The organism is Arthrobacter mangrovi (assembly GCF_026011795.1).
GTDB classification, from domain to species: domain Bacteria; phylum Actinomycetota; class Actinomycetes; order Actinomycetales; family Micrococcaceae; genus Crystallibacter; species Crystallibacter mangrovi.
On the sequence record NZ_BRVS01000008.1, the window covers coordinates 308,050 to 320,794 of the forward strand.

General features: G+C 67.3%; 11 protein-coding genes and 2 riboswitches. Of the genes, 5 read left to right on the forward strand and 6 right to left on the reverse strand.

Annotation, left to right across the window (positions count from 1 at the left end; all coding sequences use genetic code 11):
* The first annotated feature begins 82 nt into the window (after positions 1-82).
* Both AHIS1636_RS11040 and AHIS1636_RS11045 read left to right on the forward strand, forming a co-directional pair.
* On the forward strand, positions 83-1,249 hold the full coding sequence (locus tag AHIS1636_RS11040; RefSeq protein ID WP_264795860.1) for a glucose-1-phosphate adenylyltransferase family protein: 1,167 nt from the start codon (positions 83-85) through the stop codon (positions 1,247-1,249).
* Positions 1,250-1,312: 63 nt separating this feature from the next.
* The gene (locus AHIS1636_RS11045; protein WP_264795861.1) at positions 1,313-4,645 is read left to right on the forward strand and encodes a DEAD/DEAH box helicase; all 3,333 of its coding nucleotides are present in this window, start codon (positions 1,313-1,315) and stop codon (positions 4,643-4,645) included.
* Between the two features lie 16 nt (positions 4,646-4,661).
* On the opposite strand, the gene AHIS1636_RS11050 is transcribed toward AHIS1636_RS11045, so the two are convergent.
* The 5 genes from AHIS1636_RS11050 to AHIS1636_RS11070 all read right to left on the reverse strand — a co-directional run bounded on the left by AHIS1636_RS11050 (position 4,662) and on the right by AHIS1636_RS11070 (position 6,852).
* Positions 4,662-5,066: a YchJ family protein gene (locus AHIS1636_RS11050; RefSeq protein ID WP_264795862.1), complete on the reverse strand. Its 405-nt coding sequence runs from the start codon at positions 5,064-5,066 to the stop codon at positions 4,662-4,664.
* Positions 5,067-5,076: 10 nt separating this feature from the next.
* The gene (locus tag AHIS1636_RS11055; RefSeq protein ID WP_264795863.1) at positions 5,077-5,874 is read right to left on the reverse strand and encodes an alpha/beta fold hydrolase; all 798 of its coding nucleotides are present in this window, start codon (positions 5,872-5,874) and stop codon (positions 5,077-5,079) included.
* Positions 5,875-5,909: 35 nt separating this feature from the next.
* Entirely contained in the window at positions 5,910-6,179 is a 270-nt protein-coding gene (locus AHIS1636_RS11060) for a hypothetical protein (RefSeq protein ID WP_264795864.1), read from the reverse strand.
* A 71-nt stretch (positions 6,180-6,250) separates the two neighbouring features.
* The gene (locus AHIS1636_RS11065) at positions 6,251-6,694 is read right to left on the reverse strand and encodes a PIN domain-containing protein (protein ID WP_264795865.1); all 444 of its coding nucleotides are present in this window, start codon (positions 6,692-6,694) and stop codon (positions 6,251-6,253) included.
* Positions 6,691-6,852 (reverse strand): hypothetical protein, encoded by a 162-nt coding sequence (locus AHIS1636_RS11070; RefSeq protein WP_264795866.1) that lies wholly within the window; start codon positions 6,850-6,852, stop codon positions 6,691-6,693. The genes AHIS1636_RS11065 and AHIS1636_RS11070 overlap by 4 nt, the downstream gene beginning before the upstream one ends.
* Before the next feature lie 27 nt (positions 6,853-6,879).
* Positions 6,880-7,003, reverse strand: a riboswitch (SAM riboswitch).
* A gap of 187 nt (positions 7,004-7,190) precedes the next feature.
* Positions 7,191-7,354: riboswitch (SAM riboswitch) on the forward strand.
* A gap of 15 nt (positions 7,355-7,369) precedes the next feature.
* Here AHIS1636_RS11070 and AHIS1636_RS11075 point away from each other — a divergent pair.
* The 3 genes from AHIS1636_RS11075 (at position 7,370) to AHIS1636_RS11085 (ending at position 11,924) form a co-directional block, all read left to right on the forward strand.
* Positions 7,370-7,711, forward strand: coding sequence for a hypothetical protein (locus tag AHIS1636_RS11075; protein WP_264795867.1), 342 nt, complete (start codon positions 7,370-7,372; stop codon positions 7,709-7,711).
* A 200-nt stretch (positions 7,712-7,911) separates the two neighbouring features.
* Entirely contained in the window at positions 7,912-11,502 is a 3,591-nt protein-coding gene (locus tag AHIS1636_RS11080; RefSeq protein WP_264795868.1) for a TM0106 family RecB-like putative nuclease, read from the forward strand.
* Positions 11,499-11,924: a pyridoxamine 5'-phosphate oxidase family protein gene (locus tag AHIS1636_RS11085; protein ID WP_264795869.1), complete on the forward strand. Its 426-nt coding sequence runs from the start codon at positions 11,499-11,501 to the stop codon at positions 11,922-11,924. The genes AHIS1636_RS11080 and AHIS1636_RS11085 overlap by 4 nt, the downstream gene beginning before the upstream one ends.
* A 78-nt stretch (positions 11,925-12,002) precedes the next feature.
* Here the strand turns inward: AHIS1636_RS11085 and AHIS1636_RS11090 are convergent, their stop codons facing one another.
* Positions 12,003-12,626, reverse strand: a complete 624-nt coding sequence (locus AHIS1636_RS11090) for a CE1759 family FMN reductase (RefSeq protein ID WP_264795870.1) — start codon at positions 12,624-12,626, stop codon at positions 12,003-12,005.
* Positions 12,627-12,745: the final 119 nt, after the last annotated feature.

Here is a 12,745-nt window from a genome sequence, read left to right on the forward strand (position 1 = left end):
ACAGCCCACGCTAATCCGCCGGACGCTGCCGGTAAAGGGAGCACGGGCACCGCCTACCGCGGGTGGTCAGTAGGCTAGAGGGATGAAGCGTCCGACCATCCTCGCAATCATTCTGGCCGGAGGTGCCGGCAGCAGGCTCGGCGTGCTGACGGACCGGCGGTCCAAACCGGCGATGTCCTTCGGCGGCCACTACCGGCTCATCGATATCCCGCTCTCCAACCTCAAGCACAGCCACATTCCCGATGTATGGATAGTCGAGCAGTACCTTCCGTACTCGCTCAACGACCACATCTCGAACGGCCGGCCCTGGGACCTGGACCGCACCAGCGGCGGATTGCGAATCCTGCCGCCGTACGAGGGCGCAGAGGGCGAAGGCTTCGCTGAGGGGAACGCCGACGCGCTGCACCGGCAGGCCGGCCTGATCCGTGAATTCGATCCGGACCTGGTGCTGGTGCTGAGCGCGGACCACCTCTACCGGCTCGACTTCCGCGACGTCGTCGACACCCACCTGGCGGCGGAAGCCCCGCTGACCATGGTCACCACGACCATAGACGGCGATGCATCGCGATACGGCGTGGTCCAGGCGGAGCACGGCCGCGTGACCGGATTCGATTACAAGCCGGAAAGGCCCGAATCCAACCTGGTTGCCGCCGAAATCTTCCTGTACGACGCCGACGCCCTGCTGGAAGCGATGGACCGGCTGGCGGAAGCAGACGGCGGCCTAAAGGACTACGGCGACAGCCTGATCCCGGACTTCGTCGAGCGGCAGGCCGTGGCCGAACACCGGCTGGACGGCTATTGGCGTGATGTCGGCACGATCCGCAGCTATTGGGAAGCGCACATGGAGCTGCTCACCGATAACGGCTTCGACCTGCACGATGCCGGCTGGCCCATCCTGACCGCCAGCCCGCAGCTGATGCCCGCGCGCGTCGCCGCCGGGGCACGGATCGAGGACAGCCTGGTTTCCGCGGGTGCCACGGTCCGCGGCACGGTGGTGCGTAGCGTCATCGGGCCCGGCGCGGTAGTCGAGGCCGGTGCCTACGTGGCCGATTCCGTGCTCCTGCAGGACTCCAAGGCGCGCAGCGGCGCCAGGCTGGTGCGGGTCGTGGCCGACGCTTCATCCGAGGCCGGCAGCGGCGCCATGGCGGGCTCTTCCGACGGCGACATCACCGTGCTCGGTAGCGGCGCTTCCGTGCCGGGAGACCAAAAGATACCCGCTGGCGCCGAGCTGGACCCCGAGGCCCCATAGTTGTCCTCCACAGCAGCACGCGGGCAGGTCATACCGCCGGCCACGCGTGAAAAGATGGAAGGCGTGCCACAGCTTTCCTTCCCTCAGGTCGACGCCGGCGAAATCATCCGCCACGTCGGCGGGGCGGCCTTTGCCCGCGGAAAGGCATACTCCAGCGGCCGCTCGGTCCAGGACCTGAGCTGGGACCCGGACACCGGTGTGCTGGCAAGCCGCGTCCAGGGCACGGCGGCCGTGCCCTACCGCTGCCGCATCCGGTTAAAGCAGACGGGGACCGGCTACCGGCTCGAGGAGAATTCGTGCAGCTGCCCGGTGGGCTGGGACTGCAAGCACGTCGCGGCCACGCTGCTCTTCGCCAACCTCAGCAACCTCCAGTCCCGGGAGGAGCTCAAGCTGCCCGTCCAGCCCGCCTCCCCTTCCGGAGTACCGCAGTGGCAACAGGCGCTGGGTCCGCTGCTCGAGCCTGCGGCGGCAGCTTCCGCCCGCACGCCCCGGCTCGCCGGCAAACGGGCCCCCGGCAAGGTCCAGCCGCTCGGCCTGCAGTTCGAAGTGCGCGACCAGACCCTGCAGGCGCATCAACAGTGGCGGCCGGGCTCGGGCGTCAGCCACAGCGGCCGGGTGCCCGCCAGCCGTCTGCAGTTAGGCGTCCGTCCGGTCGTCCGCAGCGACAATGGCCGCTGGGTGCGCAGCAACCTGCGCTGGAACTCGATCAGCTTCAAGACGTACGGGCTGAGCCTGGACCCCGAACAGCACCGCTGGTTCTCCCAGTTCGTGCCGCTGCACCGGGCCAACGGTCAACTGCATTTCGGCGAAGACAATGACTGGCTCTACCTGGACGAGTTCAGCAGCCCCCTGCTGTGGCGTCTCCTCGATGAGGCCAGGCAGCTGGGGATCGAGCTGATGGGCGCCAAGGCGGACACCAGCCTGATCATCGGCCGGCATGCGGAACTGCGGCTGGACGCGCGCTCCCCGGAAGAGGGCACCGGCCTCCGACTCGATCCAGTGCTCTTCATCGACGGCGAGCTCCAGCCGCTCCAGAGCGCCGGAGCCATCGGCAACCACGGCGCCTACAGCTACGACGCGGAACTGCGGCAGATCACCCTGGCTCCGGTGGACCGGAAGCTGAGCCGCGCGGAGCAGGAACTGCTGCAGCGCCCCGCGACCGTGAGCGTACCGGCCGGGGACGTCGCGGAATTCCTGGAACGGGTCTATCCCCGGCTGCAGCGCACGATCAGCGTGACCAGCACGGACGCCTCCGTCGAGCTGCCCGAGATCGTCCCGCCGCAGCTCGTGCTCACTGCTGCGTACGGCAAGGCCAACACCCTGAAGCTCGGGTGGGAGTTCGAATACCGCTCCGGCGAAGACGCCGTGCGGAAACCGCTCGACGCTGCCGCGCCGGATGGCGGATACCGCGACACGGAGACCGAAAGCGCGCTGCTGGCCGCGGTCCGCCGGGTCCTCGGCTCCGAACTCGCGCAGCCGGAATCGACGCTGCGGGAGATGGCGGCCGTCGAGTTCACGCAGGACGCACTCCCGCGGCTGGAGAAGCTGGACGGCGTCAGGGTGGACATTGTCGGCGAGCGCCCGGACTACCGGGAGCTGACCGCCACGCCCGAGCTGACCATCAGCACCGTGGAGACGGAACAGACAGACTGGTTCGACCTCGGCGTCATGGTCAAGATCGAGGGACGCGAGATTCCCTTCGGCAATATTTTCCGCGCGCTCTCCAGGGGGCAGAAGAAGCTGCTGCTGGTAGACAAGACCTATCTCTCCCTCGAACAGCCGGTCTTCGACCGGCTCCGCGCCCTGGTCGACGAGGCGATGGCCTTGCAGGACCGCAACAGCGGCGAGCTCCGGATCAGCCGCTACCAGGCCGGCCTCTGGGAGGACCTCGAGGAGCTGGCCGTCGAAACGGAACAGGCCAAGGCCTGGCAGGACGCCGTCGGCGGCCTGCTGCAGCTTTCCTCCGTGGAGCCGGCTGAACTGCCCCGGGGCCTGCACGCCGACCTGAGGCCGTACCAGCGCGAGGGCTTCAACTGGCTGGCCTTCCTATGGCGCTACCGTCTGGGCGGCGTGCTCGCGGATGACATGGGCCTCGGCAAGACCCTGCAAACGCTGGCGCTGATCAGCCACGTGAAGGAATCCGCGGACCCGCCCGCGGCCCCGTTCCTGGTGGTCGCACCGACCTCCGTGGTGCCGAACTGGGTCCATGAGGCTGCCCGCTTCACGCCCGGGCTGAGGGTCGCCGCGGTGGCCGAGACCCAGGCACGCAGCCGCCGGCCGCTGGCCGAAACCGCGGCGGGAGCGGACGTCGTCGTTACTTCCTACGCGATTTTCAGGATCAATGCCCAGGAGTACCAGGCGCAGGAGTGGGCCGGCCTCATCCTCGACGAGGCCCAGTTCGTCAAGAACCGCACCACCAAGGCTCACCACGCGGCGCGGGACCTGAAAACCGGGTTCAAGCTGGCCATCACCGGCACGCCGATGGAGAACAACCTGATGGAACTGTGGTCCATCCTCGCGATCGCGGCTCCCGGGCTGTTCCCCTCGGCGCAGAAGTTCGCGGACCACTACCAGCGGCCGATCGAACGCTCGGGCAGTGCGGAATTGCTTGGCAAACTGCGGCGACGCATCCGCCCCCTCATGCTGCGCCGCACCAAGGAAGCCGTCGCGACGGACCTCCCGCCGAAGCAGGAACAGGTGCTGGAGGTGGACCTCAGCCCCAAGCACCGGAAGATCTATGACACGCACCTGCAGCGGGAACGCCAGAAGATCCTGCGGCTGGTCGAGGACATGGACCGGCACCGCTTCACTATCTTCCAGTCGCTGACGCTGCTGCGCATGCTCAGCCTGGATGCCTCGCTGGTCCACGAAGATTACTCATCGGTGCCCTCCAGCAAGCTCGATGTGCTGTTCGAACAGTTGGAGGACGTGCTGGGCGAAGGCCACCGCGCCCTGATTTTCAGCCAGTTCACCAGCTTCCTGAAGAAGGCCGCCGCCCGGCTGGACGTCGAAGGGGTGGAATACAGCTACCTCGACGGGACAACGCGCCGGCGGGCCGAAGTCATCGACCGCTTCAAGGAAGGCAAGGCGCCCGTCTTCCTGATCAGCCTCAAGGCCGGCGGCTTCGGGCTGAACCTTACCGAGGCGGATTATTGCTTCCTGCTCGATCCGTGGTGGAACCCCGCGAGCGAGGCGCAGGCGGTGGACCGCACGCACCGGATCGGCCAGACAAAGAACGTCATGGTCTACCGGATGGTCGCGAAGGGCACCATTGAAGAGAAGGTCATGGCGCTGAAGGAAAGCAAGGCCAAGCTGTTCTCATCCGTGATGGACGACGACGCCATGTTCTCCTCCAAGCTGACGGCCGAGGACATCCGCGGCCTGCTGGAGAACTGAGGGGCCGGCCAGCCGCTCAGCGGTGCGCGAGCGCCCCGCGGTAGACCCAGCGGCCGTCCTCGCGCACGAACGTGCTGACCTCATGCTGGTCCTGCACCGTTCCACCGGCGCGGAAGCGGGCGCGGAATTCGACCTTTCCTGCCGCGTCGTCCGGGCCGCCCTTCACCACCCGGATGAGCTCGAGGCCCTCCCACTGCTGTTCCGGATCGAGCTCCAGCGAGCGCGGCCTTGTCTCCGACGACCAGCTGTGCAGCAGGTAGGCGCTGTCCCCCGCCACGAAAGCCGAATAGCGGGAACGCATCAGCTCCTCGGCCGTCGCCGCCTCGGCCAGGCTGGCGTGGAGTCGCCCGCAGCAGTCGCGGTAGGCCGCGGAGCTGCCGCAGGGACAGGGGTCGGACGGAGCAATCGGTGCGCGGAACATCGCTGCCATCCTAGGCGACCGCCTGCCGGGCCCCGAGGAAAGGCACCAGCTCGGCCAGGACCTCGTCCGCGGGGAAGAGGGTCGAGGCGTGCGTGCGTCCCGGCAGCGGGACGAAGCGGGCGCCAGGCATCAACGCAGCGGCGCGCCTGGAGTCATCGAACCGGGTCGTGTCCTCGGTTCCGGCCATGAGCAGGCCCGGCATCGCCAGTGAGGCCAACTGGGCTTCGGCGAGTCCGGGTTCCTCCTCGGTCCGTTCGAAATAGGCGGCCAGCGCCTGCGGGTCGTTGGCCATGAAGGCCGCCCTGGTGGCGGGGTCCAGCACCTTGCCCGCAGCCTCCAGCCCGTTGACAAAGCCCTCCATCCCGCCGCGGCGCAACTCCTCGAGGTACCCGTCGAAAAAGATCCTCGCCACCTGTCCCTGCTGGGCCCGGTAGGTGCCGCCCAACGTCGCGAAGCGATCCACGCGTTCGGGCGCAGCGGCGGCCAGCGCGAAACCCACGCGCGCCCCGAAGGAGTAACCCGCCACCGCGGCGCTGGCGATCCCCTCCGCGTCCAGGACGGCCAGGACGTCGCCGACAACCAGCGGCATCCGGTATGACTCGGTGTCATGGGGCTTGCCGCTGCGGCCGTGGCCGCGCAGGTCGATCCGGACCACGGTGAAATCGCCCGCCAGCGCGCCAACGTACCCGAGCCCTCGCCACATCGCGCGTGAGAGCGCGGAACCGTGCAGGAGGACGACGGCGGGTCCCTCCCCCGTGATGTCGTAGGCGATCGACGTCCGATCCGCGGGGTTTTCTGCTTCAGGCATGTCTTCAGTCTATGGACCGGCGCCCGAAGGAACGGTTATGCTCGCCGCAGCCCCTGCCGCCAGCGCCGGAACCTGCCCGTCAGCGACCGGCCGGCGGGCTGGTGTCCTTCCTGCTCGAACGGGTCGGAGACGTCGTCCGGCAGCACTCCGTCCTCGCCCGCCCTTACATGGCCGGTGCCGGGGCCGGGAATCTGGGCCGCGGCCAGGTTCGGCATCACCGGATCGTCTCCCGAGCCATGCAGCGGCAACGGACCCATCCGTTCTTCCGGTGCTGCCCCGAATAATCTCTTCCGCCTGGTTGCCATCGCTGCTCTCCTCCCACGCGCCACTGCTCCTATTGTCGCGCCGGTACTACCGGAAAGTAAGGGGTCGGCGGTCAGTTCGGCGGCGCAACCTCGACGGCGAACTGACCCACCTGCCAGGGATCGATGGCTGGAATGGCCAGCTTTCGGAAGCAGTCGACATTCCGGGACACGATTGTCAGGCAGTGCTGCACAGCCGTGGCCGCAATCAGGGAATCTACGGCGGTGACCTCGGGATGCCCCGCCATCGGCGCCCAGGCCATCGCCACGTCCAGGTCCACCGGCAGGATGAAGCCGGAGAAACGCGACGCCAGTTCGCCCAGCCAAGCACCGCCGTCGTCCGGTCCCCCGCCCTCCCGGCCGCCCAGCTGATGGAGCTCCGCCACGGACAGCGCGGAAATGTAGATGCCCAGATGGCGGCGGCGCTGCAGGAAATCGACCACCGCCGGATGCGGCTCTGCGCGGCGCACTTCGGCGACGACGTCGGTGTCCAGCAGCAGGCCCGAAGGGCCCCTCACAAGCCCGCCGCGCGTGGCGTCCGCGCATCCTGCCGGACCGGGAGGCCGGCGGGCCCGAGCAGGAAATCGACGAATTCCTGGCGTGCGGCCGTTACTTGTTCGTAGTCGGACAGGCTCATCACGCGCAGGCCGGCGTGGGCAGTGTTCGGTGTACTCATGGAAGCGGTGCCGGGCACCGGTCCTTTCACGTGCTCTTGCCCGCACCATTTGCCCTGAGGCGAATGCAGGCCGCTTCGTCATCCGAACCACCCAGAGAGCGTGGGGTTGGTACGCGGCCAAGTCGGAGCTTAGCGGCCGCAATTCCTGAAGCTGAAGCGAGTATAACCAGAGCCTGTGCAGCCAGTCACGGACTGCCTCGTCACCCGGGGTAATAAGGCCGCGCGGGCCGTCACGAAGGCCTAACGGACCGTCACGGCGGGTAACGGGCCCACAACAAAATGTTTACTTCGCAGCAACCGTTTGGCTATGTGCATGCAGGACCCTATAGTTGGTACTGCTTCACGAGATGTGATCCGCAGCACACCGGCTCGCCGGTCGCTGCAAGGCTCCGACCGATCACGCACCAACCCCATGTTCGCGGGTGGTTCGGATGACGAAGCGGCCTGCATTTCACAGGACAACGAGGTTCTGAAGGGGACTCGGTGCGGGCAAGAACAATCGGAGAGAACAAGAATGATGAGTGCATATCCAATAGAAAAAGACAGCCGCAGCAACAACCGCGAGCGCACCGTCGGTCTCAGGGACAACACTGTCCTGGACGAGTGGGTAGAGGTTGCCGTCCATATCGAGGCTGAGCTGAGCCTGGTCCAGTTGTGCCGGGACGGCGAACAGAAAATGCTGTATTCCGAGGACATCGGCGCCGTGCTGGAAGCCGCCATGGACTCGGACGGTTCCGCGCTGTGGTGCGAGAAGTACTCGAAGCTGCTTATTCCCAGCACCCGGCCGGGCGCGGGCAACCGCTTCTTCTCCCTTCGGCGGATGTTGACCGACGACGGCGGAGCACCGGACTGCCGTTAGCGCGCCTGGCGCCGCGGTGCGGTGTCCTTGCCTTGGCTTGCGCCGATGCCGGCCTGCCCGGTTTCGGGAGATCCGGCCGAACCGTGCGGAAACTGTCGGACCCGGCTGATAGAAGTTGAGCATAAAGAGCCGCCCGCCGGACCGGGGCCCCGACAGGGGTCTCGGAGCCGGCGGGACCAACTTCTCCTTCAGGAGGCACCGTGTTCCTGCTCGACCCGCTGCTGCCCGGCGCACCACGGGACCTGATCTTCACCGCCAGCGACCTGGTGGTGGCGGCCCAGTGCGAGTACCAGCTGCTGCGGAAGTTGGATGAGAAGCTGGGGCGCAGTCCGAAGGCGGAGTTTCCCCCGGACGAGATGCTGGCCCGCACGGCTGAGCTGGGCGACGTCCACGAACACCGCGTGCTCCAAGGATTCCAAGACGTCTTCGGGGCCGGTGTGGTGCAAATCGCCGAAATTGCGGATTACACCAGGCCGTTGCTAGAGGACAAGCACAGGGAATCAATCGCGGCGCTCCGCTCCGGTGCGGACGTCGTATTCCAGGCGTCCTTCTTCGACGGCAGCTTCCACGGCCGCTCGGACTTCCTGGTCAGGGAGGACGATGGCCCCTCGGCCCGCTATGCGGTGTACGACTCCAAGCTCGCCCGACATGCCAAGGTCACGGCGCTGCTGCAGCTAGCGGCGTATGGCGACCAGCTGCTAAGAGCCGGCATCACCCCCTCGCCCACCGTGACACTGGTGCTGGGCGACCGGTCCCGCAGCGACCACAGCCTGCGGGACCTGCTGCCGGTCTTCCGGGAGCGTCGCGACCGCTTCCTGGAGCTCACGTCCGCCCACCGGGCCCAGCCCGCCCCCGTGGCCTGGGGAGACGACCGGCACACGGCGTGCGGGCGCTGCGACTACTGCACCGAGCAAGTAGCGCTGCACCGGGACGTGCTGCTGGTTTCCCGGATGAGCCCTGTCCGTCGCCGCCGGCTGCGGGACCTGGGCGTCACAACGATCGACCAGCTGGCGGCCATGGAGCTGCCCCCGGGCGAGGCACCGGACGGCGTACTTGCCCGGCTGCGCGACCAGGCGAGGACGCAGAACGGCACGGTGGAGCCGGACGGGGCCGTGCAGTACACGGATGGCGACGGAGCCCGGCACAGCCTCGCTTACCGGGTGCTGGCGGCCAACGCGCTCGGAACGCTTCCCGCCCCAAGCGAGGGTGACATCTTTTTCGACTTCGAAGGGGACCCGCTCTGGCAGGACCAGGCCGGGACCTGGGGACTGGAGTACCTGTTCGGGGTCATGGAGAACCCGCCGGCTCCCGGAGCCGCCCCGCCCTTCCATCCGTTCTGGGCCCACAGCCGCGCCGAAGAAGGAAAGGCGCTGGCCGAGTTCCTGGACTACGTATCCCGGCGGCGGAAGCAGTATCCGGACCTGCACATCTACCACTACGCCAACTATGAGAAGGCCGCATTGCGCCGCCTCTCGCTGCAGCATGTGATCGGCGAGGACGCCGTGGACGCCTTGCTGCGCGAAGGCGTCCTGGTCGATCTCTACGACGTCGTACGCAACAGCCTGCTGATCTCGGAAAAGTCCTACAGCATCAAGAAACTCGAGCCCTTGTACATGGGATCGCACCTGCGCTCGGGGGATGTCAAGGATGCCGGCGGGTCCGTTGTCGCATACGCCCTCTACTGCGAAGCACGGGACAGCGGCCGGCAACAGGAAGCGGAAGCGATCCTGGCCAGCATCCGCGACTACAACGAGTACGACTGCCTCTCCACTCTCCGCCTCCGCGACTGGCTCTTGGAGCGGGCCGACGAGCGCGGGATAGCACGGGCACGGGCCACCGAACCGGATCCCGCTACCAAACCCGAAGAACCCTCGCCGGACGAGGCACGACTGCTCGAATATGTGCAGGCAGCGACCGAGCGCGCGCTGCACGCCGACGGAGAGCTGTCGCCGGACGAGCAGGCCATCGCCATGGTGGCGGCGTCCGTCGGATACCACCGCAGGGAAGACAAACAATTCTGGTGGGGGCACTACGACCGGCTAAATGCGCCGCTGGCGGACTGGGGGGAATCACGGGACATCTTCACGGTGGAATCCGGCGAGGTACTGCAGGACTGGGCCAAGCCGACCGCACGGTCGAATCCCGTCCGGCGGCTGCGCCTCACGGGCAGGCTGGCGCCCGGTTCCACCATCAAGGAAGGGACTACGGTCTGCCGCGTCTATGACCCGCCGGCCCCTGCGCACTTGGACGGACAGGACAACGGCGTCAACTACCGCACCTACTGCTTTCGCAGCGAGGTCCTCGGCCTCGACGCCGAGGACGGAAAGGACGTCCTGCTGCTCCTCGACCGGCTGCCCAGGGGCGCCGAGGAGTACCAGGACTTCCCCCTGGCGCTCACTCCGGACCCGCCTCCCAGCACCAAACCGCTGCGGGAAGCCCTGGCCGCCCTGGCCGCCGAGGTGGGACGCAACCTTCGGCAGCTTCCGCCTCAGCCCGCGCTGGACCTCCTGCGGCGCCTGCCCCCACGGCTGGGCACTCGGCCGGAGCTGCCGGCCGTGGGCGAGGGGCCGGACGCCTACATCGAGGCCATTTTGGCCGCGGTGGAAGACCTCGACCGCTCCTACCTTGCGGTCCAGGGACCGCCGGGTTCCGGCAAGACGCATGTGGGCGCCCACGTCATCGGGCGCCTGGTGTCGCGCGGCTGGAAGGTAGGAGTCGTTGCCCAGTCCCATGCCGTCGTCGAACACATGATGACGGCTGCCGTGGACAAGGGCGGCGTCGCGGTGGACCGGGTGGCGAAGAAGTCCAGTGGCAGTCCCGTTCCCTGGAGCCAGGTAACGGACGCGGACGTGGCCCGCCTGCTCGACGGCCCGGGGGGCGCCCTTGTCGGCGGAACGGCGTGGACCATGACCGGTAACAGCGTCCCCGCCGGCGCACTGGACCTGCTGGTGATCGACGAGGCAGGGCAGTTCTCGCTGGCCAACACACTCGCCGTGTCCCGGGCATGCCGAAGGCTGCTGCTCCTGGGAGACCCGCAGCAGCTGCCGCAGGTCTCGCAGGGCACCCACCCGGAACCGGTGGACGAGTCGGCCCTCGGCTGGCTTTCCGCCGGCCATGCCACCCTGCCGTCGGATCTAGGCTATTTCCTTGCCAGGAGCTGGCGGATGCATCCGGAACTGTGCCGGGCGGTCTCCGACCTCTCCTATGAGGGACGCCTTGCGAGCGCGCCCGCCGCGGCCGGCCGGCTGCTGGAAGGAGCCCCCGCCGGCGTCGAATGCGTGCTCGTACAGCACGAAGGAAACGCCACAGCGTCCCGGGAAGAGGCCGCAGAGGTAGTGCGGCAGGTCGGGAAGCATCTGGGCCTGCCGTGGACGGACCCGCAACGCGGGCCGGAGCCACGCCCCCTGACGCAGGCGGACCTGCTCGTCGTCGCTCCCTACAACGCGCACGTGCAGCTGGTCCGCCGCAGCCTGGAAGCCGCCGGTTACCCTGACGTGCAGGTGGGGACGGTGGACAAATTCCAGGGCCGGGAGGCGCCGGTGGTCATCGTTTCGACCGCCGTATCGGATGTCTCCCAGGCGCCGCGGGGCATGGACTTCGTGCTGAACCGCAACAGGATGAACGTGGCGGTGTCGCGGGGCCAGTGGCGGGCGGTCATCATCCGCTCGACTGCCTTGACCGCTTATCTCCCCTCCCGTCCGCATGGCCTGGAAGAACTCGGTGCATTCATCGGACTTTGTGACGGCAACCCTTCCCAATCTTCTACGTCTCGTAGAACAATAGGGGCATGATGTTCGAACACGATGATCCGGTCCTTGAACTCAGCGACGAGCAGTCCTGGAAGCTGCTCAGCAAAACCCAGCACGGGAGGATAGTCCTGACGGCGGCCGGGGAGACAGACATCTTCCCGATCAACTATCTCGCCCATGACAACCACCTGCTGATGCGCAGCGCGCCGGGCACTAAACTGGCTGAGATCACGATCAACGAGAACGTCGTCTTCGAGACGGACGGCATCAGCAGCGACGAAGCATGGAGCGTCGTTGTCAAAGGCACCGCCAGGGTGCTGCAGTCCGGGGAGGAGATCGCGGCGGCGGAGCAACTGGGACTCAAGACGTGGGTGCCGACACTGAAGGACTTCTACATCGAGGTCAAGCCGACGTTCATCAGCGGCCGCCATTTCATCCTCGGAGAGCAGCCGGAGCGCTTCTAGCTCCAGCCGAGAGGGAAAGCCGCCCCGGCCCGGCCCGCCTCCGGCAGGAATGCCTGCCCCGGAGACGGGCTTCCCGGTTCAGTGGCCGACGTTGGCCAGAATCTCCTCGAAGCTCATGGACTCCACGCCGCCGCGCCCCGCCTCAGGGGCAGCACTTTCGTGGACCAAAGCCACGAGTTCGGCCGCAGCACGCTCGGCGCGCCGCTCGATGCTGCCGCCCGCTCCACCCTCCGACCCCCAGTCCTCCGGTGCGGCGAAGATGACGGTTTGCGTGGTCCGGGCGCGCAGGTAGCTGAACAAGGGCCGGATGGCGTAGTCGAGTGCCAACGAGTGGCGCGCCGTGCCTCCGGTCGCGCCGACCAGTACCGGCTTGCCGGCGAGGGCATCCTTGTCGATGACATCGAAGAAGGATTTGAACAGGCCACTGTAGGACGCGCTGAACACCGGCGTGACCGCAATCAGCGCATCGGCCGAGGCGACGGCGTCGATCATTGCGGCCAGCTTCGGCCCCGCGTAACCGCTCACCATATTGTTGGCGATATCGACGGCATACTCACGCAGTTCGAAGGTTTCGATTGCCGCGCTCTCCTCCGATAGGGCGAAGCGGCCGGCAACCGACTTGGCCAACTGGTCCGCCAGCATCCGACTGGAAGACGGGACACCCAGCCCCGCGGACAGTACAACAATTTTGCGCTCGGACATGCCGTTCTCCTGACCCTCGAATCTTCATGCATTTGCATTCACCCAGTCAAACGGCGGGGCACGGCAGAATATTCCAACTCCCAACGGCACCTGCCACTCTCGGATACCTGGGGCCGGCG